23 protein-coding genes are annotated in these 24,691 nt (G+C 63.2%); 12 read left to right on the top strand and 11 right to left on the bottom strand.

The window, feature by feature from the left end; translation table 11 throughout:
• Positions 1-77: 77 nt before the first annotated feature.
• From ribB to AC070A_RS13430, 3 genes are all read right to left on the bottom strand, one after another.
• Positions 78-1,178: a 3,4-dihydroxy-2-butanone-4-phosphate synthase gene (ribB, locus tag AC070A_RS13440; protein WP_112995322.1), complete on the bottom strand. Its 1,101-nt coding sequence runs from the start codon at positions 1,176-1,178 to the stop codon at positions 78-80.
• A gap of 126 nt (positions 1,179-1,304) precedes the next feature.
• Positions 1,305-2,405, bottom strand: coding sequence for a chorismate synthase (aroC, locus tag AC070A_RS13435; RefSeq protein WP_058320384.1), 1,101 nt, complete (start codon positions 2,403-2,405; stop codon positions 1,305-1,307).
• A 115-nt stretch (positions 2,406-2,520) separates the two neighbouring features.
• The gene (locus AC070A_RS13430; RefSeq protein ID WP_255570932.1) at positions 2,521-5,694 is read right to left on the bottom strand and encodes a bifunctional diguanylate cyclase/phosphodiesterase; all 3,174 of its coding nucleotides are present in this window, start codon (positions 5,692-5,694) and stop codon (positions 2,521-2,523) included.
• Positions 5,695-5,989: 295 nt separating this feature from the next.
• Here AC070A_RS13430 and AC070A_RS13425 point away from each other — a divergent pair, with 295 nt between their 5' ends.
• Positions 5,990-6,250, top strand: coding sequence for a DUF1344 domain-containing protein (locus tag AC070A_RS13425; RefSeq protein WP_057250698.1), 261 nt, complete (start codon positions 5,990-5,992; stop codon positions 6,248-6,250).
• Positions 6,251-6,344: 94 nt separating this feature from the next.
• Here the strand turns inward: AC070A_RS13425 and AC070A_RS13420 are convergent, their stop codons facing one another.
• The 4 genes from AC070A_RS13420 to AC070A_RS13405 form a co-directional block, all read right to left on the bottom strand.
• Entirely contained in the window at positions 6,345-6,929 is a 585-nt protein-coding gene (locus AC070A_RS13420; RefSeq protein WP_058320385.1) for a histidine phosphatase family protein, read from the bottom strand.
• 47 nt (positions 6,930-6,976) lie between these two features.
• On the bottom strand, positions 6,977-7,795 hold the full coding sequence (fabI, locus tag AC070A_RS13415) for an enoyl-ACP reductase FabI (RefSeq protein WP_057250703.1): 819 nt from the start codon (positions 7,793-7,795) through the stop codon (positions 6,977-6,979).
• A gap of 208 nt (positions 7,796-8,003) precedes the next feature.
• Complete coding sequence (locus AC070A_RS13410) at positions 8,004-9,110, bottom strand: DnaJ C-terminal domain-containing protein (RefSeq protein WP_110878074.1); 1,107 nt, start codon at positions 9,108-9,110, stop codon at positions 8,004-8,006.
• A 206-nt stretch (positions 9,111-9,316) separates the two neighbouring features.
• Positions 9,317-9,769 (bottom strand): RT0821/Lpp0805 family surface protein, encoded by a 453-nt coding sequence (locus AC070A_RS13405; RefSeq protein ID WP_110878073.1) that lies wholly within the window; start codon positions 9,767-9,769, stop codon positions 9,317-9,319.
• Positions 9,770-9,910: 141 nt separating this feature from the next.
• On the opposite strand from AC070A_RS13405, the gene pdxH reads away from it, so the two are divergent.
• Complete coding sequence (gene pdxH / locus AC070A_RS13400; protein WP_057250709.1) at positions 9,911-10,531, top strand: pyridoxamine 5'-phosphate oxidase; 621 nt, start codon at positions 9,911-9,913, stop codon at positions 10,529-10,531.
• Positions 10,532-10,542: 11 nt separating this feature from the next.
• Here pdxH and AC070A_RS13395 read toward each other — a convergent pair whose 3' ends face one another.
• Positions 10,543-11,583: a polysaccharide deacetylase family protein gene (locus AC070A_RS13395; protein WP_375374103.1), complete on the bottom strand. Its 1,041-nt coding sequence runs from the start codon at positions 11,581-11,583 to the stop codon at positions 10,543-10,545.
• 231 nt (positions 11,584-11,814) lie between these two features.
• Here AC070A_RS13395 and AC070A_RS13390 point away from each other — a divergent pair, with 231 nt between their 5' ends.
• Positions 11,815-13,074, top strand: a complete 1,260-nt coding sequence (locus tag AC070A_RS13390) for a D-alanyl-D-alanine carboxypeptidase family protein (protein WP_373419807.1) — start codon at positions 11,815-11,817, stop codon at positions 13,072-13,074.
• Between the two features lie 233 nt (positions 13,075-13,307).
• Here the strand turns inward: AC070A_RS13390 and tldD are convergent, their stop codons facing one another.
• Together tldD and AC070A_RS13380 are read right to left on the bottom strand one after the other, a co-directional pair.
• The gene (gene tldD / locus AC070A_RS13385) at positions 13,308-14,723 is read right to left on the bottom strand and encodes a metalloprotease TldD (protein WP_112995320.1); all 1,416 of its coding nucleotides are present in this window, start codon (positions 14,721-14,723) and stop codon (positions 13,308-13,310) included.
• Between the two features lie 74 nt (positions 14,724-14,797).
• Entirely contained in the window at positions 14,798-15,997 is a 1,200-nt protein-coding gene (locus AC070A_RS13380) for a winged helix-turn-helix domain-containing protein (protein ID WP_112995319.1), read from the bottom strand.
• A 172-nt stretch (positions 15,998-16,169) separates the two neighbouring features.
• Here AC070A_RS13380 and AC070A_RS13375 point away from each other — a divergent pair, with 172 nt between their 5' ends.
• From AC070A_RS13375 to AC070A_RS13355, 5 genes are read left to right on the top strand one after another with little or no spacing between them, the layout of a single operon-like run.
• Positions 16,170-16,850, top strand: a complete 681-nt coding sequence (locus tag AC070A_RS13375; RefSeq protein ID WP_112995318.1) for an energy-coupling factor ABC transporter ATP-binding protein — start codon at positions 16,170-16,172, stop codon at positions 16,848-16,850.
• Positions 16,844-17,449 carry a CbiQ family ECF transporter T component gene (locus AC070A_RS13370; RefSeq protein WP_082640658.1) on the top strand — a complete coding sequence of 202 codons (606 nt, stop codon included), beginning with the start codon at positions 16,844-16,846 and terminating at the stop codon, positions 17,447-17,449. The genes AC070A_RS13375 and AC070A_RS13370 overlap by 7 nt, the downstream gene beginning before the upstream one ends.
• Positions 17,450-17,485: 36 nt before the next feature.
• Entirely contained in the window at positions 17,486-18,049 is a 564-nt protein-coding gene (locus AC070A_RS13365) for a biotin transporter BioY (RefSeq protein ID WP_058320391.1), read from the top strand.
• A 4-nt stretch (positions 18,050-18,053) separates the two neighbouring features.
• A complete protein-coding gene (locus AC070A_RS13360) occupies positions 18,054-19,556 on the top strand; it encodes a class I adenylate-forming enzyme family protein (protein ID WP_058320530.1) in 1,503 nt (500 codons plus the stop codon).
• Positions 19,534-20,715, top strand: coding sequence for a thiolase family protein (locus AC070A_RS13355; RefSeq protein WP_112995465.1), 1,182 nt, complete (start codon positions 19,534-19,536; stop codon positions 20,713-20,715). Before AC070A_RS13360 ends, AC070A_RS13355 begins: the two co-directional genes overlap by 23 nt.
• A 169-nt stretch (positions 20,716-20,884) precedes the next feature.
• Here the strand turns inward: AC070A_RS13355 and AC070A_RS13350 are convergent, their stop codons facing one another.
• On the bottom strand, positions 20,885-21,286 hold the full coding sequence (locus AC070A_RS13350) for an acyl-CoA thioesterase (RefSeq protein WP_057250723.1): 402 nt from the start codon (positions 21,284-21,286) through the stop codon (positions 20,885-20,887).
• A 16-nt stretch (positions 21,287-21,302) separates the two neighbouring features.
• Here AC070A_RS13350 and AC070A_RS13345 point away from each other — a divergent pair, with 16 nt between their 5' ends.
• The 4 genes from AC070A_RS13345 to AC070A_RS13330 all read left to right on the top strand — a co-directional run bounded on the left by AC070A_RS13345 (position 21,303) and on the right by AC070A_RS13330 (position 24,555).
• The gene (locus tag AC070A_RS13345) at positions 21,303-22,274 is read left to right on the top strand and encodes a zinc-dependent alcohol dehydrogenase family protein (RefSeq protein ID WP_113736776.1); all 972 of its coding nucleotides are present in this window, start codon (positions 21,303-21,305) and stop codon (positions 22,272-22,274) included.
• Positions 22,275-22,337: 63 nt separating this feature from the next.
• On the top strand, positions 22,338-23,267 hold the full coding sequence (locus tag AC070A_RS13340; protein ID WP_112995315.1) for a histone deacetylase family protein: 930 nt from the start codon (positions 22,338-22,340) through the stop codon (positions 23,265-23,267).
• Between the two features lie 2 nt (positions 23,268-23,269).
• Positions 23,270-23,521: an exodeoxyribonuclease VII small subunit gene (locus AC070A_RS13335; protein ID WP_058320395.1), complete on the top strand. Its 252-nt coding sequence runs from the start codon at positions 23,270-23,272 to the stop codon at positions 23,519-23,521.
• A 110-nt stretch (positions 23,522-23,631) separates the two neighbouring features.
• On the top strand, positions 23,632-24,555 hold the full coding sequence (locus AC070A_RS13330) for a pirin family protein (RefSeq protein WP_113736775.1): 924 nt from the start codon (positions 23,632-23,634) through the stop codon (positions 24,553-24,555).
• Positions 24,556-24,691: the final 136 nt, after the last annotated feature.

The following is a 24,691-nucleotide window of genomic DNA, read 5'->3' as shown; positions in this document are numbered from 1 at the left end:
TTATTGGCAGCCGCCGGCACAAACGACAAAGCCCGGATCGACGATCCGGGCTTTGTCGTATTCAGAGACGTCAAGCTTTAGATGATGTCGGTTCCGGCGATCTTGATGCCGAAGCCTTCGAGGCCGACATAGTGGCGCTCCCGCGAGGCAAGAAGGCGGATAGAGCTGATGCCGAGATCTTTCAGGATCTGGGCGCCGAGGCCGATTTCCAGCCATTCGTTCTCGCGTGCCTGTGCCTCGTCATGTGCTTCACGATCGTGTTTGCCCTTGCGGGCCGTTTGCGACACGCCGACGCCGACCGATCCTTCGCGCAGGTAGACGATGACCCCCCTGCCCTCGTCGGCCATGCGCTTCATGATGCGATCGATCTGGCAGTCCTTGCCGAACACGTCGGCGCCGACATTTTCGAGATGCAGGCGGACCGGAATGTCAACGCCATCGCGAATATCGCCGAAGACGACGGCGAGATGCTGCATCGGATCCCAGGGCAGCGAATAGGAATGCCCCTTGGCCGCACCATAGGGCGTTTCGATATCGAAGGATCCGCCCTGCTCGATCAGGGTTTCCTTGCGCTGGCGGTAGGCGATGAGGTCGGCGACCGAAACCTGTTTCAGCCCATGGGTCTCGGCAAAGCTCGCGACCTGCGGTCCGCGCATGACGGTGCCGTCATCGTTGACGAGTTCGCAGATGACGCCGATCGGCGGCAGGCTTGCGAGCTTGCAGAGGTCGACGGCGGCTTCCGTGTGACCGGAGCGCATGAGAACGCCGCCTTCGCGGGCGACCAACGGGAAGATGTGGCCCGGGCGAACGAAGTCCGTCGGCCCGACATTGGGGTTGGCGAGGTTGCGCACCGTCAACGTACGGTCATCGGCGGAAATGCCGGTCGTGGTGCCGTGCTTGAAATCGACCGAGACGGTGAAGGCCGTCGTATGGGCAGAATCGTTTTCAGCAACCATGGCATTGAGGTTGAGGCGTTTCGCCTCCTCGCGCGGCATCGGCGTGCAGACGATGCCCGACGTGTGGCGCACGATGAAGGCCATCTTCTCCGGCGTGCAATGCACCGCGGCGACGATCAAATCGCCCTCGTTCTCGCGGCCGTCATCATCGGTCACGACAACGATTTCGCCGGCCTCGAAGGCGCGGATGGCGTCGACGACACGCTTCTGGTCATAGGACATGGTGCTCTTCCCGAAATAGAGGGCGAATTACTTACAGCGCCGCGCGTCTCGTAGACGAGCAAAGGTCGCTGTAACACTTTAAGTTGCTGCATAATTTTGTCCTTAAATCGATTCCGATTTAAGGAATTATGCAGTAAGCCGGCCGGTCTGGCCGCGGTCACGCAGGTAGTGATCGGCGATCGTGCAGGCAAGCATCGCCTCGCCGATCGGCACGGCGCGGATGCCGACGCAGGGGTCGTGGCGGCCCTTGGTGCGGACATCGACTTCCTTGCCATCGCTGTCGACCGAGCGGCGCTCGGTGAGGATCGACGACGTCGGCTTGATGGCAAAACGCGCGATCACGGGTTCGCCGGTGGCGATGCCGCCGAGAATACCGCCGGCATGATTGGAGAGGAAGACCGGCTTGCCGTCGGCGCCGATGCGCATCTCGTCGGCGTTCTCCTCACCGGTGATCTCGGCCGCACCGAAGCCGTTGCCGATCTCGACGCCTTTGACGGCGTTGATCGACATCAGGTTGGAGGCAATGTCCTGATCGAGCTTGGCATAGATCGGCGCGCCGATGCCGGCGGGCACGCCCTCGGCGACCACTTCGACGACGGCGCCGATCGAGGAGCCGGCCTTGCGGATGCCGTCGAGATATTCCTCCCAAACCGGCACGATCTCCGGATCCGGCGCGAAGAAGGGGTTGTTGCCCACCTCGGCCCAATCCCAGTTGGCCCGGTTGATCTTGTGTTTGCCGATCTGGACGAGGGCGCCGCGCACGACGAGCCCCGGAACGACCTTGCGGGCGATGCCGCCGGCGGCAACGCGCGCCGCGGTCTCGCGCGCCGAGGAACGGCCGCCGCCGCGATAGTCGCGGATGCCGTATTTCAGATCATAGGTGTAGTCGGCGTGGCCAGGACGGTAACGCTTGGCGATCTCGGAATAGTCCTTCGAACGCTGGTCGGTGTTCTCGATCAGCATGGAGATCGGCGTCCCGGTCGAGATCATCGTCTCGCCGTCCTCGTCGAACATCACGCCGGAGAGCACCTTGACGAGATCATCCTCGCGGCGCTGCGTCACGAAACGCGACTGCCCGGGCTTGCGCTTGTCGAGCCAGGCCTGAAGTTCGGCGAGCGTGAAACGGACGCCGGGCGGGCAACCATCCACCACGCAGCCAAGCGCCGGGCCGTGGCTTTCGCCCCAGGTGGTGACGCGGAAGAGGTGACCGAAAGTGTTATGCGACATGAAGGCTACCGGACCTTAAGCAAGCAACGGCCGTACGTTTTTCGTACACGGATGCCCTCTCTTAGTGGAAAGCCGGGGACGGGGAAAGACTTTTGCGCCTGCCGCCGTCGCTTCGTCACGATGCCAGGCGCAGGCCGCGGTCGGTCGCAAAGGCGAGGAACTTCTCCGCGCTCAACGGCCGGGAGAAGGCATAGCCCTGCAGGACGTCGCAGCCGAGGATGCCGAGCATCTCCGCATGTGCCATCGTCTCGACACCTTCGGCAACGGTCTCGATGTTGAGCGAGCGGGCGATCTCGATGATCGAACGGACCAGGGCCTGCTCCCGCCGCGCGCTCAGAACCGGAACGACGAGCTGCCGATCGATCTTCAGCCGCTTCGGCTTGATCTTCAGCAGGCTGACGATCGAGGTATGACCGGTGCCGAAGTCATCGAGCTCGATATCGATGCCGAGTTTCTTGATACCTTCGATGTTGGTGGCAACGATGTCGTCGCTCTCGTCGAGGAAGATCGATTCCACCAGTTCGAAACAGATCTGGCCGGGCGCGATGCTCAAGCCTTCGAGCGAGGACAGCAGATCATCCTCCTGAAGCCGCTTCGCCGAAACGTTGACGGAGATCTTGGGAACTCTGAGGCCGGCGGCCGCCCAGCGCATGTGGTCGATCAGCGATTTCTCCAGCACGAGGCGATCAAGCGCCGCCATGACATTCAATTCCTCCGCGATGCCAAGGAAACGATCCGGCGTCAGGATGCCCTCACGCGGGTGGTTCCAGCGCACCAGCGCCTCCACCCCGCACAGCGCAAGCGTGGTCGCGTCGAACTGTGGCTGATACCAGGGTTCGAACTCGTCCCGTTCGATGCCTTCGAGGATCTCGTCGGCGATCCGCTTGGCCGTCACCACTTCGGCCTGCAACACCTCGGTGAAGAACTGATAACGATTACGGCCCGCCTCCTTGGCCCGGTAGAGCGCGATATCGGCATTGACGAGCAGCTTGCGCGCATCGATCTCCGCGCCACGGCCCACCGCCACACCGATGCTGACACCGAAGCGGCAGGGAAAACCGTTGTAATCGACCGGCTGGCGCATCGCGGCGATGATCCGGTCACAGCGCGCCGCCAGCGCCGCCTCGCCCGGCGCACCGGTGACCGCGACCACGAACTCATCACCACCGATGCGGGCGATGATATCGCCGGGCCGGATATTTGCCCGGAGGATTTCGGAAGCGTGGATCAGCATGGCGTCCCCGGCTGCGTGGCCGAGCGTGTCATTGATCTGCTTGAAACGGTCGAGATCGATATGGAGGATGGCGATATCCTCGAGATCACCGGCCCTCGCCAGCCGCTCCAGCGCCTTGTCGAGCATGCGGCGATTTCCAAGACCGGTCAGGGGATCGTGCAGGGCGTTGTGCTCGATCCGTACCCGCGCCTGCTCCAACTCAGCGTTCTTCGCATCCGCCATCGCCTTGGCTGCCCGCAACTGCTCGGTCATCAGCACGTCTTCGGTGACGTCGAGCGCCATGCCGACGAATTTGCGTGCGCCATCCGGCCCCACATGAAGCTTGCCGACCGACCGGATGTGGCGGACGCCGCCAGCCGGCAGAAACACGCGCGCCTGGTGCACATAGGTCTCGTCCGCCGCGATTGCGCGGTTGACCGCGTCCAGCGCCGGCGCCCGATCATCGGGATGAAGCGCGGTGAGCCATGTCTCCTCGTTGGTGGTCCCATCGGTGTAGACGAGGCCGTAGAGCTGGTGCATGCGGTCGTCCCAATAGGTCAGTCCGCTATCGAGGTCCGCCTCCCACATGCCGCATCGATAGGAATCGAGTGCCAGGTCGAGCCGGCGTGAAAGCAGTTCAAGATCCTGCTCACGCTCGTAAAGACCTTTCAGTGCCTGTTCGAGCTCGAGGTTCTGTTGATCGACCTGGGCCTTGGCCGCAGTCAGCCGCTCGGTCTTCATAACGTCGTCTGTGACGTCCCAACTGATGCCGGTGACCTTTGCGCGCCCATCGGCGCCGCGGTGGCTGGATCCGACGTTGCGGATGTGGCGCAAGGTTCCGTCAGACAGCACGACCCGGTATTGCGAGCGATATTCCAGGCCGTCGTCCAGGCTGCGGAACAGCGCGTTGGCGGCGATGCCGATGTCCTCCGAATGCACTGTTGCACGCCACTCCTCATAGGTCGGTTCCTCCAGATGGACCTCCAGCCCATGCAGGTGGAACATGCGATCGTCCCAAGAGCGCTGCTGCGTTTCGACGTCGATCTCCCAGACGCCGATCTTGGACGCGTCGAGCGCGAGGTTCAGCCGGTGGGAGAGCGTCATCACCTCCCCTTCCCGCGCTTTCAGCTTGGCAATGTTGCGCTGCCGTTCGTTGAAGAGCCCGCCGGTCAAGAGGATCGGGATTACCACGACTGCGACAGCGGCGCCGATCGCCAAGCGAATGGCATCGATGTCTTCGGGAAGCTGGTCCCAACCGCCAACCGGCATGGCTGCGAGCTCCCAAGCGCCACCCGCCAGATCCAGCCGACGCGTCACCGGTGCCTTGCGGAAAAGCGCGTCGTCGCCGAAGAACGCATCCTGGATCCGCTCCTGCTCGGAGATATCCCTGATCGCGAGGTGAACGTCGACGTGGCGATGATCCTTCGTCAGTTCCGGCGTTTCGCTGCCCGCCTCCAAGAGGCGCGCGGCGCGATAGAGCGCCCTTTCATCGATGATGGCCTCGACATAGCCCCAGCGCTCCATCCGTCCCTGGATCTTGGAAAAGACAGGCAAGAAAAGCTCGAAGCCGTTGCGGCCGCTCGGCAAGCGAATGGGGCCGATCATCACGGGTCTCACCGTCGACGATGCGCGTTCTATCGCGTGCCTTGTCGCGCCGAACCTGTTGAAATCGGTGCCGACGAACCATTGCTGGCTTTCACGCGGAAAGGCGATCCGCACAACACCGGCGGGCGCAGCCGAAGCGCGCACCATCTGCGGGTTCTGGAGAAGAAGCTTCGTTGCCATGACGGTAAAATCGTCAGGCGTCATCGCCGGGTGCACGCCGATGCTGTTGGCAAATCCGTTCAGCGCGGCGATGTTGGTGTTTATCTCCGATTGCAACCGGTTGGCGATGAGGTTCAGTTCGTTCTCGACATCGATCCTGAGGTCACTCTGGAAGTTTTCGCGATTCTGCCGCTCATAGACGTACCCGCCGGCAAACACGACGAGGCCGGCGATCGCCGCTGGTATGAGCGATGGTTTCGCAAATCTGGCTGCCGCCCGAATGCGCTGGCGCAGAACGTCGATGATCTTCAATCTTTTCCCCTCGATCCCCAACCAAAGGTAGCGAGCGAACCTTAAGATTGGCTTTCGTCACAAATCCTTGGAAAACCCTATGATTCATGGGGAAATCAATATTCCGCCTCCCCTACTTCGACGCTCCCCCGCTTGAAAAAAACGATGTCGCCGTCCAGTCTTGCGGCGTCGGACAGGCCATCAAAAAACCGGGGCCTGACGGCCAAAAGCCAAGTTACAAGGCAATTTTTGCCACAATCGGGGACCAAGGGTGATGACAAGAATGTTCGCAGAATCGTTGAAAAGGGCAAGAAAGATGCGTTTTGTCATTGCCGCGCTCATGGCCGCCGCCGGCTTGCTTTCGCCTTTGTCCGCTCTTGCGGAAAGCGCCGACGTGGAAGCGACCATTACGGGTGTCGACACCGAACGTCTCAGCCTGCAGCTCGATGACGGCAAGAGCTACCAGGCACCCGAAGAATTCAATTTCGAGGGCCTGAAGGAGGGCGTGAAGGTGCTGGTCTTCTATACCGAAGTCGATGGCAAGCGGGTCATCAACGACCTCGAAATCGTACAGTAAGCAGCGACCCGTCCCTCAGATCACGCAATTCCGGACGGGAAACCGTTCCATACTTTTCCTGACATTGCTTTGGGGCGGGTTATCGTTCCGGCCGTCAGATCCAGCCGATGGCACCGCCGGAAATGCGCAGAAGGCGATCCTGCGGGATCGCCGCAGACGCAGCCTCTTCGGCCTCCATTTCTCCAAAGAGCTTGAAAAGCGATCGGATGACACCGCCGTGGCTGACGCAGACGGTCGGCTTCGTCACGTCCTTTAGCCAGGCGGCAACACGCCAGGACAGGATTTCGTAACTCTCGGCATCAGGTCCCGGCGGAATGAAGTCCCACTTCACCGCGCGCCGTTCGGCGATCCTTTGCGGCGCCGAGCGCTTGAGCTCGGGAAGCGTGTGCCCTTCCCAGTCACCGAAGGATACCTCCTTCAGCCGTTCGTCGGTACGGTAGGCGGCGGGATCGAGCCCCATCGCCAGCCTCACGCGCTCCATGGTCTCGCGCGTGCGGCCAAGCGGGCTCGCGACGAAATCGAAATGCGCGGCGTCGGTGCCGAGGATACCGGCGAGTGCTGCGCCATTGCCGGTCGCCTGCTGGCGACCGAAATCATTGAGCGGGATGTCCTTCTGCCCCTGGAGCCGGCTTTCGGCATTCCAGTCGGTCTGTCCGTGACGGATCACATAGATCAGCACAACATGTCTCCGGGCAGCGGGGCCGTCGAACCGGCAAGCCGTGCCGATCAGTCCTTGAGCACGGAGATATCGGGCGCGTCCACCGCCTTCATGCCGACGACATGGTAACCGCTGTCGGCGTGGTGGACTTCACCGGTGACCGAACGCGACAGGTCGGAGAGCATGTAGAGGCCGACGTCGCCGACTTCCTCGATCGTCACGGTGCGGCGCAGCGGCGCGTTGTACTCGTTCCACTTGAGGATATAGCGGAAGTCGCCGATGCCGGAGGCAGCCAGCGTCTTGATCGGGCCGGCGGAGATGGCATTGACGCGAATGTTCTTCGGGCCGAGGTCGACCGCGAGGTACTTCACGCTGGCTTCGAGCGCAGCCTTGGCCACACCCATAACGTTGTAGTTCGGCATGACCTTTTCGGCGCCGTAGTAGGTCAGGGTCAGCATCGAGCCGCCATCGGTCATCAGCTTTTCAGCGCGACGGGCAACCGCGGTGAACGAGTAGACCGAAATCTGCATCGTCTTGGCGAAGTTCTCGGGCGAGGTATCGACGTAGCGGCCGGTGAGTTCGTCCTTGTCGGAGAAACCGATCGCGTGCACCACGAAATCGATCTTGCCCCATTGCTTTTCGAGCGTATCGAAGACGGCGTCGATGCTGGCTTCGTCGCTAACGTCGCAATGGCCGGCCATGAAGCCGTCGATCTCGGCGAGCAGCGGCTCGACGCGCTTCTTGAGCGCATCGCCCTGATAGGTCAACGCAACTTCACCACCCTGCGCGTGGATGGCCTTGGCAATGCCCCATGCGATGGAACGGTTGTTTGCAACGCCCATAATGACGCCGCGTTTGCCCTTCATCAGACCGGATGCCTGAGCCATGGTAAGTCCCCAATACTATTTCCAGCAACGGCCGGCGCCGGTGCCAAAGTTCACAAATGTCATACACACCCCACCGAACGGGTGCGGCAAATTGTCGAGAATTGCCTATGGCATAGTGGCAAGGGTGGTTCAAGCGCGCCTGAGATCAGGAACTGTTAGTCCCCGTAATATTGGTTCAAAGTGTCAGCGAACTGTCACAAATCGACCGTCACAGATAGAATCCGTCGCGCTGCGACTTCATCAGATCGGTCACCTTCTCATCCGGCGTGTCTTTCAGGACCAGCCGCAGCTCCACCAGGAGATCGCCATGGGTCCCGTAGGTTCCGGGCAGGCCCTGGCCTGCGAGACGGACGATCTTGTCCGAACCGGACCAGGCCGGCACGACGACGGTGACCGGACCAACCGGCGTCTCGATGCGCTCCTCGCAGCCAAGGACGGCACCCTGCAGATCGATCGGCAGGGTCGTGAGTAAGTCAAGACCGCGGGTGCGGAAGGTGCCGCTCTGATCGACCCTGAGTGTGACGACGACATCGCCGCGGCTCATGCCGGTGACGCGATAACCCTGTTCCGCCAGGCGAATGGTCTGCCCATCGACGGCACCCGGGGGAATTTGAACCTTCAGGCTCTCGCCATCCGGAAGTTCGACCGTCAGGCGCTGGCGATTGATCAGGTCCTGGATGCTGACAGCCAGATCGACGGTAAGGTCGGGCACCTTCTCGGCGGTCTTTGCTGCGCGGCCGCGGATACGCCGGACGATGGCTGCGACGAGTTCGGCTGCGGGCGCTGCGGCGCGCTGCATGAGCGGCGTATCCGTCCTGGCGACGGCTTCCGGCTGCGCATCGGCCGCAGGTTCAGGCTTTGCCTCGGCAGCTTGAGCCGGGCGTTCCGGCTCCTTGGCCGCTGCCGGTTTCGGCGCGGGCTTGGGCGATGGGTTCGACGCCGGCTTCGGCGACGACCGGGCCGATTTGGCACGTGCTTCGGCGCCGAAGATCTGCGAGATGGCGTCCTCGGCAGTCTCCGCGTCGACGGGCGCCTCCTCCTGGACATTGCCACGCATCTTTGCCTTCATCGCCTCCATGCGACGAAGCTCGGCCTCGCGGCGCGCATAGTCGTAGCGGCTCCTGAGCTTCGGATCGCGCAGAAGCTCGTAGGCCTTGCCTGCCTCGGCAAAGCGCTCGGCGGCGGTGGGATCGTCCTGGTTATGGTCCGGATGCACGGCCTTTGCCAGCGAACGCCAGGCCGCCTTGATTTCGTCCTGCCCGGCGTTGCGCCGGACACCGAGGATCGCATAGGGATCACGCATGGCTTCTACCATCTTCTCTGATCGGCGGCCTCTCCCTGATGCCCGCCTTATGCCCCGATTGAAGGCGTCATTGCCGCCCGTCCACTGAGCACCGATGATCCGGAGAACTTGCTAAATAGTGGTTAGCCGCAACGGCGCCACCGGCTCTGGAATGAGCGCCGCGAACGATCGTTCGCATTTTTAGAGAATTGTGGTTAATCGCCGATTGCCGCGCTATCTCAGGCGCGCGGGCCGAAGCTCGTCAGATACCAGGCGCCATCGCCGCCCTGGCACGTGCTGCCGTCGAACTTTGCTATGCCCTCGTAGGAATGGCGCGTCGTGGTGAAGCGGCGGCAGAGCATACCGCTCGCGCGGTCTTCCTGAATGATGCTGATGACACCGGCGCTGCCGGAAGTCGCGTTGGCCCAGGGGATCGGGTTGATCGAGCCGCCACCGAGTTCGGCCGATGTCACGGCATTACGAACCATCACGGCGTCGGAGAGGCCATCGGAGGTCTTGGCAACGGGAACGGTGCCCGTCGAGACCGTGCGGTCGACGCCGCTGCCAAAGAAATCGAGACCCGCGCCCATGCAGCCGGAAAGCGACAGGACCGGCAGGCAAATTGCCGCGCCACGCAGCAAGGCGAAGGAATACCCCTTCTTGGTATCGATCCACTTTGCTATGTCTTGCACGGCAATCCTGTCAGACTCGCTGGAGCCGCACGCTGCTCGAGAAGGTCAACGTACAGGCTCCGACATTTTTGATGCGGAAATACCGGTCGGGCTCATCCCGAAGCATTTCCGCGCCAGACATCACGGCATTGGAAGGCAATAATGGCGGCGAATGAGTTAACAAGCGGTGACTTCACCGAATCAAATGAGCCCTTTTCCCTGTTTGGCACATGGCTGAAGGACGCGGAAGGCAGCGAAATCAACGACCCGAACGCGGTTGCGCTCGCCACCGTCGACAGCGACGGATTGCCGAATGTCCGCATGGTTTTGCTGAAGGGCTTCGACGAACGCGGCTTCGTTTTCTACACGAATTTCGAGAGCCAGAAGGGCCAGGAAATCCTTGGCGCCCGCAAGGCAGCCATGTGCTTCCACTGGAAATCCCTGAGGCGTCAGGTGCGCGTGCGCGGTCCGGTCGAGATCGTGACCGACGAAGAGGCAGACGAATACTTCAAGAGCCGGCCGCGCGGCAGCCGCATCGGCGCCTGGGCATCGAAACAGTCACGCCCGCTTGAAGGCCGCTTCGCACTGGAAAAGGCCGTCGCCGAATACACCGCCCGCCACGCGCTCGGCGAGATCCCGCGCCCGAGCTATTGGTCCGGCTTCCGCATCCGCCCGACCTCGATCGAATTCTGGCACGACCGCCCGTTCCGGCTGCATGACCGGATGGAGTTCCGTCGCGCAACACCCGAAGGCGGCTGGGAAAAGGTGCGCATGTACCCTTAATTGGCGGCCGTTCAGGCGCCCGCCAAGCGGAATGGGATGCCGGACGCCAGCGCCGAGACGTAACGTGCCCGCTGGAAATGACCATTCAGCGAAATGCGCGGCAACGCATGAAGGCTGAATTTCGCGCGTTCGACGAGCGTGCCGGGCTGGGTGGTGACCGCGAGGGAAAAACCGAGATCGGCGACGATGCGATGATCGCGTGCCGAGACGGCTGGTGCGTCGCCATAGGGATAGGCGAAGGCCAGAGGCTGCCGGCCGGTAATGGCCTCGACACGCTCCGCCGACTGGCGAATTTCTCGCCTTGCGTCGTCGCCGCTCAGGCGCGCGATTGAGCGATGGCTGATCGTGTGCGCGCCGAGGCTGGCCAGCGGGCTTTCGATCAACCGCCGAAGCCCTGTCTGATCCAAAGTCAGCCGTTCGGTAATCGCCAGCGGATCGATGCCGTGTTCGATCGCTACGGCGTTCAGCAATGCAATGGCCGTCGCTTCATCGCGGCTATGAACGACCGCCGCGACACGATTGAAGGCCGTCTGCTTGTCCGCAGTCGTATGCGTTGGCAGCGTCTCGACACCGTGACCGAAGTCGAACCGCAGCGTCTCCTTCGTCGCGAGCACGTCGGCGAGCGTTTCCCACCAGAGCGTATGGGTTCGATCGACGAAGCCCCCAGTGACAAACACGGTGAAGGGTGCGGCATGGCGCTCGAACACGGGCAGCGCATGCACGAGATTGTTCCGGTAGCCGTCATCAAGCGTAAGACAGGCGATCGGCCCGCCTCCGGCGGCCAGCGCATCCGGCAACTGTTCGAGCGGGACGAAGCGATAGCCGTCACGCTTCAGTGTCGTCAAAGCTGCGTCGAGGAATTCCGGCGTGATCTCCAGATGGGCGTTGGGATCGAAGGCACGCGCAAGCCTCGGCCGGACATGGTGCAGCGTGAAGATCGCCCCCTTGCCGCGCGCACCACCCATCAGCCCGACGCGGCTCAGCCCTCCGGCGACCTCCAGTCCGCCGGCGATGGCGGCGCGGCGAACAATTGTCGCGATCGTGCTCTTGATGTTCGGCCCCATGTTTCCCCGCGGCATACAGGCCTGGAAAGTTAACGGCGAGGGCGTTAAACCTTGTTGAACGGAGAGGACATTCATTGGCCATTTACCACGGCCCCGAAAACAGGGCGGGACCGCCACATTCCGCCCTAAAGTTGCAACAAAGACACGCACCTTGTCACAAAACGAAACAGCTTTGCGCCCGGCCGACGGCGCTTTCCGACGGGGATCGACATGAAAACTTTGCGCTGCCTCCTGCTTGCGATCTTCGCTTTCGCGCTTGGGTCCGCAACGGCAATCGCCGGAACCGCCTCGCTGGTACTGGATGCGCGCACCGGCAAAGTCCTCTCGGCCGAAAACCCTGACGTGCTCAACCATCCGGCCTCGCTGACCAAGATGATGACGGTCTACATGACCTTCGAGGCGCTGCGGCGCGGCGAACTTTCGTGGGACAGCAAAATCAAGGTCTCGAAGGCAGCCGCCGCCAAGCCACCGATGCGCCTCGGCCTCAAGTCCGGCATGACTATCACGGTTCGCGAGGCCGTGCTCGGCATGATCGTGCGCTCAGGCAACGACGCGGCGACGGCGATGGCGGAAAGGCTCGGAGGCTCCGAGGCCAACTTCGCCCGGATGATGACCGCCAAGGCGCGGCAGCTCGGCATGCGCAAGACGGTCTTCACCAACGCCTCCGGCTTGCCGGCCAGCCAGCAGGTGACGACAGCGCGTGAGATGGCGACGCTTGCCGTCGCGCTGATGCGCGACTTTCCCAGGGAATACCGGCTGTTTGCCACCGAGAGCTTCAGCTTCCGCGGCCGCAAGGTCCGCGGCCACAACAATCTGATGTATCGCTACGAGGGCATGGACGGCATCAAGACCGGCTATACCAACGCTTCCGGCTTCAATCTCGTCAGCGCCGTCAAGGACGGCAATCGCCGGGTGGTCGGCGTCGTGCTCGGTGGGCGGTCGGCGCGCAGCCGCGATGCCAAGATGGCGGCACTTCTCGATCGCCATGTCGGCAAGGCTTCGACTAAGATCGGGCGGCAGCTGGTCGCGTCCACCCGCGGCGGGAAGGTGGTCGAGGTGACGTCGGCCGCGACATTGGACGTTCCAATGCCCTTTGCCGCGCCCCAGCGGACGAAGCAGGATTCCGTTGCCGCTTTGATTGCGGCAACATCCACAGCCGCTATACCTGCGGAACGTCCCACCGAGGTGGCTGAGATCGAAACGACGGCGGCGGCACCGGCTGCAGCTGGCGGTTGGCAGATCCAGATTTCAGCGGCACCGTCTGCCGAGGCAGCCCGCATGCTGCTCGCTCAGGCACGCTCCGAAGCCGGCGCTCCCCTCGCCGGAGCCACACCCTACACTGAAGCTGTCGGCAAGGGCGCCAATGCCATCTACCGCGCCCGCTTCGTCGGGTTCTCGAGCCGTGATGCGGCAGCGGCCGCCTGCGATGCGCTCAAGCAGCGCTCCTATGATTGCATGATGCTGCCGTCACGCGGGTGAGCGGAGGCGGCGACAGAGGCAGCCTTCGTCATGTTTCCGCGATGATCCTGCGGAAACGATTGGCGGGCCACCAGTCACATTGCTCCTCGGTGTAGCCAAGGAGCAATCCCTCCTCGCGCTCATCTTCCGCGGCGCCGCACGATCTCGCCAGCATCCCCGTTGAACCTGAGTTCGTGGCTTGGCGTGGCGGTCTCCGGCGACGGAAATGACAGCTTGAAGACCGCCATGCAATCTTACGCCTGCGTGCCGCCGACCGTGATTTGATCCATGCGCAGGTGCGGCTGGCCGACGCCGACGGGCACCCACTGGCCGGCCTTGCCGCAATTGCCGATGCCGGTGTCGAGCTTGGTGTCGTTACCGACCATGGTCACGCGCTTCATCGCGTCCGGACCGTTGCCGATCAGCATGGCGCCTTTCACGGGCGCGCCGATCTTGCCGTTCTCGATCAGGTAGGCCTCGGTGCAGCCGAAGACGAACTTGCCGGAGGTGATGTCCACCTGGCCGCCGCCGAAGGAAACGGCATAGATACCCTTCTTGACGGAAGCGATGATTTCTTCCGGCGTCCTGTCACCTGACAGCATGTATGTGTTGGTCATGCGCGGCATCGGCACATGGGCATAGCCCTGGCGGCGGCCGTTTCCGGTGGGCGCCATGCCCATCAGGCGGGCATTCTGCCGATCCTGCATGTAACCGACGAGCTTGCCGTCCTCGATCAGCACGTTGTAGCCGGAAGGCGTGCCTTCATCGTCGATGGAAATCGAACCACGGCGCGCCTCGATGGTGCCATCGTCAACGACGGTCACACCCTTGGCGGCGACCTGCTCGCCGAGCAGGCCGGCGAAAGCCGACGTTTTCTTGCGGTTGAAATCACCTTCGAGGCCATGGCCGACAGCCTCATGCAGCATGACGCCGGGCCAGCCGGAGGCGAGCACCACGTCCATGGTGCCGGCCGGTGCATCGATCGCTTCGAGATTAACCAGCGCCTGGCGCAGCGCCTCGTCGGCACCCATCTTCCAGTTTTCCTCGGTGACGAAATCGCCGAAGCCGCGACGCCCGCCGGTGCCGAAGGAACCACTTTCCTGGCGGTCACCGTCACCGGTGACGACGGAGATGTTGATGCGGGTCATCGGCCTGACGTCATGCACGCGGTGGCCGTCGGCGCGGAGGATGTCGACAACCTGCCAGCTTGCCGCGATCGACGCCGTCACCTGGCGAACCTTGGGATCCTTGGCGCGCAGGTAGGCGTCGATGTCCTGCAGGAGGGCAACCTTCGCCTCAAAGCTCGGCTCGCCGATCGGGTTCTCGTCGCCATAGAGCTTTTTGTTGGTGCGCTGCGGCGCGGCCGCGTAGGAGCCGGCATAACCGCGGGTGACCTGGGCCACCGCATCGGAGGCGCGGCGAAGCGCCGACAGGGAAAGCTCGCCTGAATGGGCGTAGCCGACCGCTTCTCCGGCGACGGCACGAAGACCGAAACCCTGGTCGGTGTTGAAGCTGCCGCCCTTCAGACGGCCGTTGTCGAAGGACAGCACCTCGGCTTGCGCATGTTCAAGGAACAGTTCGCCGTCGTCGGCACCGGCGAGCGTCTCCGAGAGAACCTTGCGGATCGTTGCCTCGTCGGCATCGAAGAGGCTCATCAGATCGGTGTTCATGGCAGTGCGCTCCCGCATCGAGAAATTCTATCGCCTCCATTTAGGAAGGCCGCGGGTTCAAGCCAAGGAAAATATCACGTAAGCGATGCGTTCCAGCCTTCGAGACGCTCCACTTTTTCGACGCCTGCAAAACGGGCAACACGCTCGAGCTCCGCATCGATGCGCTCCAGGCGGCCGGCCGACGCGCGGACGCCCGTCTCGAGCCAGAGCTTGCGCACATCGAGGCTGCCGCGCTTGCGGTCCGCCTTCATGTCGATGCGGCCGATCATCCGGTCACCTTCGATCAGTGGAAAGACATAGTAGCCGTATTCGCGCTTTGCCTCGGGCACGAAGATCTCGATGCGATAGAAGAAGCCGAACAGGCGCTCGGTGCGGTTGCGGTCGCGCAGCAGCGGGTCGAAGGGGCTGAGTACGCGGACACGGCCCGGCGGTTCGGGGATATCGCCGAGCGTTTGCGGAAAACCGGTGAAGGCGAAGGCGGCGCGCGGACGGCCGCCATCGATCGCCTCGATCAACACTTCGCAAAGCTCATCGCGATGCTCGGCAACCCAGGTCTTCGCCTCGTCGGGGGATACGAGATCCCAGAAAGCGGCGATCTCGCCATGGGTGGCAAAGCCCAGGCGTTCGAGCGCACTGCGGCAAGCCCAATCGATGAATTCCTGGTGGCTGACGTCGCCATCCTGATGATGCGGCGGGATCACCCGCTCGGTCAGATCATAGACCTTCTGGAAATTCTCACGCCGCGCGATCGCCAGTTTTCCGGTGCGCCAGAGCACTTCGAGTGCGGTCTTCGAGGGATGCCAGTTCCACCAGCCGCCGGACTCATGCTCCGCTTCCTTGAGGTCGCGGGCCAGCACCGGTCCGCCCTCGGCGATGCGCTGATAGGTCTCGTCACAGCCCTTCTCGAAGCCCTCGCCACGCCATTTCTGCCAGCGCTCGACGATCGTCTCGCCTTCCCATTTGAAGCGGTGCTTCCAGTAGCGGAAGAAGCTGCTCGGAATGATCGAGGCGTCGTGCGTCCAGTGCTCGAACAGGTCTCGATCGTCTTCCAGGAGCGCCGTCAGATGTTCGCGCCGGTAGGTCTGGTTGCGGGCAAACAGGATCTGGTGATGGGCGCGCTCGACCGTGGCGATGCTGTCCACCTGCACGAAGCCGATGTCGTGGATGAGCTTCAGCAAGCCCTCCTTGCCGAGCGCACGGTTCGGAGCGCCGGAAAGACCCTGCTTGGCGAGGAAGATGCGACGGGCGTCGCTGTTGGAAAGGCGAATCGTCATGGCGACAAGAATAGGCTTTTATTCCCATAATTCAAACTGCAGCAGCATGAGGAAATGTATGCGCCGTGTTCCGCCCGCATCTCGGCCCCGCTCCACCGCATTGCCCTTGTTGCCGGACTTGGCCTATAGAGCACCCCGAAAACGGCGCGGGCCGAAGATAGCGAGGGACGGAATGGACATCCGCTTTACCGATTGCGCGGTCCGCTTCGGCGAGCGGGTGGCATTGCATCCATTGAATTTGACGCTCAGCGAAAAGCGCGTCGGCATCATCGGGCTCAACGGTTCCGGCAAGACCACTTTCGCCCGGCTGATCAATGGCCTGGTCAAGCCTTCCTCGGGCCGAGTGATGGTCAACGGGCTGAACACGGTCGAAGACGATCGCGCCGTGCTTTCCGAAGCCGGCTTTATCTTCCAGAACCCGCAGCACCAGCTGATCATGCCCATCGTCGCCGAAGACATCGCCTTCGGCTTGAAGAACCGTGGCCTTTCGCGCGAGGAAATCGACCGCCGCATGCAAGGCGCGCTGTCGCGCTTCGGCATCGAACATCTGGCACGACGGCGCGTGCATGAGCTTTCGGGCGGAGAGACGCAGCTCGTCGCCATGGCGAGCGTCGTCGTCACCGATCCGAAAATCCTCATCCTCGATGAGCCGACAAACCAGCTCGACCTGCGCAATCGACGACACGTCGCCGAAACGATCGAGGGGCTGCCGGAGGATACTGTCGTGATCACCCACGATCTTGCACTCGTCGAGAATGTCGACCGGCTGCTGCTCTTCCATGAAGGGCGGCTTGCGGCCGACGGCGACCCGCACGAGACCATTCGCCGCTACCACGAGATCGCCGGATGCTGACGAGCCTGCACATCGAAGGCGACAGCCTGCTGCACCGCCTGCCGGTGAGAGTGAAGCTCATTGCACTCGTAGCCCTGAGCATCGTCCTCTTCCTCAGCGGTTCACTGGTGCTGCAGGCGATCGCCTTCGTCCTTGCTGCCGGCCTCTATCTTTCCGTTGGGCTCTCCCTGAAGGAGGCAATCGCGCGCGTCGGCTTCGTCTTCCTGACGATCTTCTTTCTGGCCGCGGTCAACCTTTTTCTGCTGCCGGTCGGCGAGGTCGCGACCCTGACATTGAGGCTGATGGCCTTGGTGCTGTTTGCGGCCGCGGTCACGGCGACTACGACGATCAGCGCCTTCATGGACGAGATCACCATCCTCTTGACCCCTTTCGAACGGTTGGGTTGGCTGCGGGCGGCCGATGTCAGCCTGGCGCTCGGGCTGGTGCTGCGCTTCGTCCCCGACATCTTCGCGCGCTACGAGGCGATCCGCGAGGCGCACCGCGCCCGCGGCCTGCCGATCCGACCGTTGACGATCATCGGGCCGCTGATCATCCTGACGCTCAAAGATGCCGATACCATCGCGGCGGCAATTGACGCGCGCGGATTTCGTCGCCAATAGATGCGAAAAATCTAATACACAGGGAACCGCAACGTCATGAACACCAGAGATCTCGTCCTCATCGCCCTCTTCGCCGCGATCGTCGTCGTGCTTGGCCTCATTCCGCCGATCACGCTCGGCTTCATTCCGGTGCCGATCACCGCCCAGTCGATGGGCGTGATGCTCGCGGGGTGCATTCTCGGCGCCAAGCGCGGCGCGCTCGCCTTTCTCCTGTTCCTGCTTTTGGTCGCCATCGGCCTGCCGGTGCTCTCGGGTGGTCGCGGCGGCCTTGCCGTGTTGGCCGGCCCATCGGGCGGCTTCATCATCGGCTGGGTCGTCGCCACCTTTGTCACCGGCCTGATTGCCCAGCGCACCGTGCGCGAGGGCCAGGCGGAAACGCGCCAGTTCATCGGCTTCTTCCTCGCCTCCGTCCTCGGCGGCATCGTCGTGCTTTATGCGATCGGCATGCCCTGGGTTTCGGCGGTTACCGGCACGCCGCTCCTGACCGTCGCCACCGGTTCGCTCGCCTTCATCCCGGGCGACCTCTTGAAGGCAGCGATCGCGACGCTGGCCGCGCGCGCCGTCTATGCCGGCTATCCGCTGCTGCCGGCGCGCGCCTGAACCGATGCCGTTGGCCGCCGCGGTCCATCGCCACGCGGACGAACATCCGTATGCCCCGGCCTTCCGTATGGAGGGCCGGGTTTTCACTTTCGATAAGCTGGAGCGCCTCGCCGGACAGCTCTTTGCGGCATTCGACGGTTTGGCGGGGAGCGCCGGGCACCGCAGCGTGCTTGGAAACCGCGCGCGCCTGATCGTACTTGAGGCCGGCAATCATCCACTCTTCGCCGCCGCCTTTCTCGCCGCCACCAGCCAAGGCTATTGCGTCGCGCTGATCGACCCGCATCTGCCGGCCGCAACCCGCCAGGCCATGCGCGACCGCTTGTCTCCCGATCTTATCGTCAGCGCCAATGGCGCGGACTTGTCTCTTCACGCTCCGGCAAGCGGCGAGACGCGATCCTTCCACGAGAGCGACGGCAAAGAGCGAGCGCCACTCGCAGCCGGCAAAGAAAGCGAGCCGTTTCTGGTCGTTTTCACCTCGGGAACGACCGGCGCGCCGAAAGCGATCATCCGTGATCGCGGCTCGTGGCGCAGGAGCCTGGCCACCGGCGCGCGCTTTTTTGGCATCGACCATGGCACCCGCACCTTTGCTCCCGGTCCCCTGGCGCACGGGCTGACGCTCTACGCGCTCGCAGAAACGCTCGTCGCCGGCGCCGAATTCATCGGGGCGGCTCATTTCGACGCAGCGCGAGCGCTAACCATCATCGAGACGGAGAAAGTGAAACGCCTGGTGCTGGTACCGACGATGCTGCGGCGGCTCTGCGCAGCGGCCACGAACAGACCGCAGGCCTGCGTCACACAGATCACCGTCGCCGGCGCCAAACTGACGGCGAGCGATCGCGCCGTCGCCGCACTCGCTTTTCCGAAAGCGGAGGTCATCGAATATTACGGCGCCTCGGAACTGGGCTTCATCAGCGTCGCAACAAAGGACGACACCGCTTCGGCCACCGCCGTCGGCAGCGCCTTTCCCGGCGTTGCGCTCAGCATTCGCAATGACACAGGGGATGAAGTGCCCACAGGCGAAACGGGGACGATCTTCGTCGACAGCGCCCTCATCTCCGACGGTTATGTCGGCGACGCCGATGGCGCCGGTTTCCGCCGTCTTGGCCAGCTTGCGACGGTGGGCGACATCGGCTTCCTCGAGGACGACGGTACGCTTCATCTTCTCGGGCGCGCCGGCGGCATGGTGCTGTCGGGCGGCAACAACATCTACCCGCAGGAAGTGGAGGCGACACTTGTCGCCTACCCTGACGTTCACGCTGCGCTCGTCCTCGGCCTTGATCATCCCGACCTCGGCAGCGAACTCGTCGCCGTCATCGAGCCGGATGGCAGCATATTTGACCGAGAAGCACTTGAGCGTCATCTCGCTGCCCATCTGCCGCGCTACAAACATCCGCGCCGCATCTGGCTCTGCCCGAAGATGCCAATGACGCAGTCGGGCAAGGTAGCGGCGGGCACGCTCAGGCAATGGATCGCGGATGGAAACGATGCTCTCGAACTCATCGACTGAGCCGGCACGCATACCGGTGATCATCGCCGCGCTCCGGACGCCAATCGGCCGGGTCAACGGCACGCTTCGCGATATCGAACCGTCGCAGCTGGCAGCACCGCTGATCGCCCGTATTCTCGGCGACGTCGGGCTTGAAGCGACCGAGATCGACGACGTCATTCTCGGCAATGCCGCAAACAGCGCCGGCAATCTCGCCCGGCTCGCAGCGCTCGAAGCAGGCCTGCCGGTCTCGACGCCGGGCGTGACCGTCGATCGGCAATGCGGCTCCGGGCTGGAGGCGATCGCGCTCGCGGCGCGGATGATCCAGGCGGGTGCCGGCCGCTTCTACCTGGCCGGCGGGACCGAGAGCGCCAGCCGCGCGCATATCCGTCTGAGGCCGCCGCTGGAGCGCGGCGGCGAGCTCGCGCCCGTCAAGCGCGCCCGCATGGCGCCGGACGAGATCGGCGATCCGGACATGGGCGTCGCCGCCGAAAACGTCGCGACCGCCTGTAGGATCTCTCGCGAACGGCAGGATACCTTTGCGCTTCAAAGCCATCGCCGCGCCGTTGAAGCCGAGCTTGCCGGCCGTTTCGTCCGCGAGATCGTGCCGATCGAGACGGCGGCGGGCTTTGTGTCTCGCGATGAGTGCCCGCGTCCGAACGCGTCGATGGAAACACTGCAGCGGCTAAAGCCGGTCTTCGTCGAGGGTGGCACGGTGACCGCCGGCAATGCCTGCCCGATCAATGATGGCGCGGCCGTGGTGCTGGTGACCAGCCTTGCCGAGGCCCAGCGACTTCGCGTTCCCTTCATGCTCGAATTCGTCGATGCCGCGACGGCCGGCGTCCATCCCAATCTCCTCGGTCTCGGCCCCGTGCCGGCTATACAGAAGCTGAAAGTGCGGCAACCCGCGCTCGATCCGGCCAAGGTCGATTTCATCGAATTCAACGAGGCCTTCGCTTCACAGGTGCTTGGCAGTCTCGACCAGCTCGATATTGCGGAGGAAAGGGTCAATCTCGATGGCGGCGCCATCGCGCTCGGCCATCCCTATGGCGCATCAGGAGCAATCCTTGCGGTCCGGCTTTTCTCGCAAATGTCGACCGCGCCCGCCGGCACCGAAGGACTGGCGATGATGGGCGTTGGCGGCGGCATGGGCATCGTCGCCCTGTTTCGCGCCGTCTGAGCGCGCGCAGTTCCAGACGGAAAACCGTTTCGCACTTTTCCTGCAATCGTAGCTGGAGGGTACGCAATTGCGGACGGAAAACCGCTTCGCACTTTTCCTGCAATCGTAACTGAAGGGTGCGCATTGCGGACGGAAATCCGCTTCGCACTTTTCCTGCAATTGCTTTGGTTCAGACCGTATAGGCCGCCAGCCATTCCCGTGTCGCGGTCGGCAGCGGCAGCGGAGTGTGGCGTTGCGGATCGACCGCCACCCAGACGACCTCCACTTCCGCCACAAGTTGGCCGCGCGCCTCGACCTTGACGGCGAAGCTGATCGAGCTGCCGCCGATCTTTGTTACGTTGACAGTGAAGCGGGCCGGTTCGTCGTAGCGCAGGCCGCGGTGATAGACGCAGGCCGAGCGGCGCACGAGATAGCTCGGCTCGTTCACCACATGCGGGCGGTGGCGCCAGAGACTGGAAAGGGCTGCTTCCGCATGGGCATAATAGGCGGCATTGTGCATATGGCCGTGCATGTCTATATCGCGAAACGGAATACGGATTTCCGTAACGTTCTCCAGCTCCCTGCCGTCCATGCGAGGCTCCCCGACGATGCGCTCCACCCTCGTTAGACAGTTCGGCGACCCCCGGCAAGTGATTGCGGTCGTCGATCGGGAACGCGTCGCACCGGGACCGGGCGACGTCGAAGTAGCGCTGTCGCTTGCCGCCATCAACCCGTCCGATCTCATCCCGGTGACCGGCGCCTACAGCGCCCGCACCACCCTGCCCTTCGTTCCGGGCTTCGAGGGCTTCGGTACGGTGACGCGCGTCGGCGGCGGCGTGACTTCGCTGAAACCCGGCGACCGCGTGGTACCGATCGGCGCCAGCGGCCTCTGGCAGGAGTATCTGCTGCGACCGGCCGAATGGTGTTTCACACTGCCCGACGACATCAGTGAGACCTATGCGGCCACCTGCTACGTCAATCCGCTGACCGCACTGCAACTGGTCGAGGCGCTGCGCGCGCATTTCGGCGCGCTCGACCGGCGCCGCATCGGCGTCACGGCGGCAGGGTCCGCGATCGGCGGGATGCTGATGAAGCTGCTTGCCGGCGAAGGGGCGAAGGCCATTGGCATCGTTCGCAGACAACGCAGCGCCGAGCGGCTTGCAAGCGAGGTTCCCGGCCACGTCGTTCTTGGCGACGAGAGCCGCATACCCGAACTCCGGCTCGACGCGATCATCGACGCCGTCGGCGGTCCGTTTGCCGGCGATCTCATTCTTCGCACCCTCGAACCCGGCGGCGCCTTCATCCAGTACGGGGCGCTGAGCGGCGTGCCGGTATCTCAGGCAGTGATCCAGTCGCGGCCGGATATCCGCTTCTCGTTCCTGTGGCTGCGCACATGGGTACATTCGGCCGGGCGACCGGCGATTGAAGCGGCTTTTGCGAGAAGTTTCGACGGCTTGCGATCAGGCCTCTTCTCCAGCCGGATCGCGGAGATCTATCCATTGAGCCAGCTCGGCGCGGCGCTTACGCATCAGGCAGATGCGGGCCGCGACGGCAAACTGCTGCTCGATCCGCGCTGTTGAAAATTCCGCCTTTCGACTGCCTCGCCATGGACCTTGCAGGGTGACAGCACTAGGTTTCGCGACATGACCACGTTCCTCTATGAAAATCCGGTCTTTCTGGAACACGAGGTTCCGGAGGGGCATCCCGAACGGCCGGACCGGCTGAAGGCGCTGAACCTTGCGCTCGAACATCCGAACTTCGCCGATCTCAAGCGGATCGAGGCGAAGAAGGCGAGCGAAGATCTCGTTCTGCTCGTTCACCCGGAAGAACACCTGCGTAACGTCAAGCGCGCCATCCCGGAGGAAGGCCTCAACCATTTCGAGGCGGACACCTATGCCAGCCCGTTGAGCCTTGACGCCGCCTTGACCGGCATCGGCGGCGCGACTGCGGCGGTCGATGCGGTCTTTTCCGGCGAGGCCGACAACGCCTTCATCGCGGCGCGCCCGCCGGGACACCATGCAGAAAAGAACAAGGCGATGGGCTTCTGCCTGTTCAACACGGTGGCGATTGCCGCCCGGTACGCCCAGAAGGCCCATGGCGCCGAGCGCGTTGCGATCGTTGATTGGGACGTGCACCACGGCAACGGCACGCAGGACATTTTCTGGAACGATCCGTCTGTGCTGTTCTGTTCGACGCACCAGATGCCGCTTTACCCCGGCACCGGCGCCAAGGACGAGACGGGCATCAAGGGCAACATCGTCAATGCGCCGCTGTCGCCGAACATGGGCAGCGAGCAATTCCGCGAGGCGTTCCGCAGCCGCGTGCTTGCTGCGCTCACCAATTTCCGGCCGGACTTCATCCTGATTTCCGCCGGCTTCGATGCCCATCACCGCGATCCGCTGGCACAGATCAACCTCGTCGCCGAGGATTTCGACTGGGCGACCGGGCGTCTGCACGAGATCGCCGATCGCAGCGCCGGCAACCGCATGGTCAGCCTGCTCGAAGGCGGCTATGACCTTCAAGGCCTGGCCGAATCGGCCGGCCTGCATATCTCAAGACTGATGAGAGGGTAACCATGAACAACACCACGCAACCGGACGTTTCCGCCCTCACCTTCGAGCAGGCCGTCGAGGAATTGGAGCGGATCGTCTCGGCGCTGGAGCGCGGCGACGTCGCCCTCGACAAGTCGATCGAGATCTACGAGCGCGGCGAAGCGCTGAAGAAGCATTGCGAGGCGCTGCTGAAGGCTGCCGAAGACCGCATCGAAAAGATCCGCCTCGACCGGGCCGGCAAACCGCAGGGCGTGGAGCCGCTCGACGCCGATTGAGAAGCGGATTGATTGCTCCGCAGAAACGCTTCGTATCGGATTGGTCCCTAGCCGCCTCAGTGCGCAGGCGCTAGTTATTGATATGACAGCAAGAAACGGGAGCACGCGCCATGTCTTTCTTTCCAGGCCCCGATCTGCTCGCCGGCGACAAACCCGCCTGTGACGCCATCGAACATCTGATCGTTCCGCGCACCAGCGATATCGGCGGGCTGCAGGTTCGCCGCGCCCTGCCGTCGGCGAAGCGGCGCCTGGTCGGTCCCTTCATCTTCTTCGACCGCATGGGCCCGGCGCTGTTGCGCGCCGGCGAGGCTATCGACGTGCGCCCGCATCCGCATATCGGGCTTTCGACCGTCACCTATCTCTTCGACGGCGAGATCAAGCATCGCGACAGTCTCGGCACAGAGATGGTGATCCGCCCCGGCGACGTGAACCTGATGACCGCCGGCCGCGGCATCGTGCATTCCGAGCGCTCGCCCGAAAACCAGCGCGGCCACGCTCGCTCGATTTCCGGCTTGCAAACCTGGCTGGCGCTGCCCGACCACAAGGAAGAAATCGACCCGATTTTCAGCCACACCGAGGAGCGCATGCTGCCGCATATGAGCGACGACGGCATCAAGGCGCGGGTTGTCCTCGGCAATTTCGAAGGCGCGAAGTCGCCCGTCTCGGTTTTCACCGACACCATCTATGTCGACCTCAACATCGCTCCGGGCAAAAGCGCCCCCTTTGCCGCACAGTGGGAAGAACGCGCGCTGTACATTCTCTCCGGCGAGGCGATCATCGCCGGCGATCACTTTGCCGACAACCAGCTGCTCGTCTTCCGTCCGGGCGACGAGATCACGGTGACCGCCGGGCCTGAGGGCTGTCACGTCATGCTCTTCGGCGGTGCAGCACTTGGCTCCGCCCGCCACATCTGGTGGAACTTCGTCTCCTCCTCCAAGGAGCGCATCGAGAAGGCCAAGGAAGAGTGGCGTACCGGCCGCTTCGACATCGTGCCCGGCGACGAGGAAGAATTTGTTCCCCTGCCCGAAAGCTGATCTCGACCGCAAGTAGAACGGCATGAGCGCATAAAACCGCGCAACATTGCCTCATGGCGCTTGAATCGATTTCGATTCACAGAATCATGCGCTAGTCTCTTGGTTGACGACGCAGGAACGCCTAATTTTGCATTCA

The organism is Ensifer sp. GW101-20A05 (genome assembly GCF_059424735.1).
The sequence above is the reverse complement of the archived record's forward strand: the minus strand, read 5'-3'. Positions and strand labels throughout refer to the sequence as shown.

Bases quoted from the DNA above. Each gene is read 5' to 3' on its own strand.
- ribB (WP_112995322.1), bottom strand. From the start codon at position 1,178: ATGTCCTATGACCAGAAGCGTGTCGTCGACGCCATCCGCGCCTTCGAG.
- aroC (WP_058320384.1), bottom strand. From the start codon at position 2,405: ATGTCGCATAACACTTTCGGTCACCTCTTCCGCGTCACCACCTGGGGC.
- AC070A_RS13425 (WP_057250698.1), top strand. From the start codon at position 5,990: ATGCGTTTTGTCATTGCCGCGCTCATGGCCGCCGCCGGCTTGCTTTCG.
- fabI (WP_057250703.1), bottom strand. From the start codon at position 7,795: ATGGCTCAGGCATCCGGTCTGATGAAGGGCAAACGCGGCGTCATTATG.
- AC070A_RS13410 (WP_110878074.1), bottom strand. From the start codon at position 9,110: ATGGTAGAAGCCATGCGTGATCCCTATGCGATCCTCGGTGTCCGGCGC.
- pdxH (WP_057250709.1), top strand. From the start codon at position 9,911: ATGGCGGCGAATGAGTTAACAAGCGGTGACTTCACCGAATCAAATGAG.
- tldD (WP_112995320.1), bottom strand. From the start codon at position 14,723: ATGAACACCGATCTGATGAGCCTCTTCGATGCCGACGAGGCAACGATC.
- AC070A_RS13380 (WP_112995319.1), bottom strand. From the start codon at position 15,997: ATGACGATTCGCCTTTCCAACAGCGACGCCCGTCGCATCTTCCTCGCC.
- AC070A_RS13375 (WP_112995318.1), top strand. From the start codon at position 16,170: ATGGACATCCGCTTTACCGATTGCGCGGTCCGCTTCGGCGAGCGGGTG.
- AC070A_RS13370 (WP_082640658.1), top strand. From the start codon at position 16,844: ATGCTGACGAGCCTGCACATCGAAGGCGACAGCCTGCTGCACCGCCTG.
- AC070A_RS13365 (WP_058320391.1), top strand. From the start codon at position 17,486: ATGAACACCAGAGATCTCGTCCTCATCGCCCTCTTCGCCGCGATCGTC.
- AC070A_RS13360 (WP_058320530.1), top strand. From the start codon at position 18,054: ATGCCGTTGGCCGCCGCGGTCCATCGCCACGCGGACGAACATCCGTAT.
- AC070A_RS13355 (WP_112995465.1), top strand. From the start codon at position 19,534: ATGCTCTCGAACTCATCGACTGAGCCGGCACGCATACCGGTGATCATC.
- AC070A_RS13350 (WP_057250723.1), bottom strand. From the start codon at position 21,286: ATGGACGGCAGGGAGCTGGAGAACGTTACGGAAATCCGTATTCCGTTT.
- AC070A_RS13345 (WP_113736776.1), top strand. From the start codon at position 21,303: ATGCGCTCCACCCTCGTTAGACAGTTCGGCGACCCCCGGCAAGTGATT.
- AC070A_RS13340 (WP_112995315.1), top strand. From the start codon at position 22,338: ATGACCACGTTCCTCTATGAAAATCCGGTCTTTCTGGAACACGAGGTT.
- AC070A_RS13335 (WP_058320395.1), top strand. From the start codon at position 23,270: ATGAACAACACCACGCAACCGGACGTTTCCGCCCTCACCTTCGAGCAG.
- AC070A_RS13330 (WP_113736775.1), top strand. From the start codon at position 23,632: ATGTCTTTCTTTCCAGGCCCCGATCTGCTCGCCGGCGACAAACCCGCC.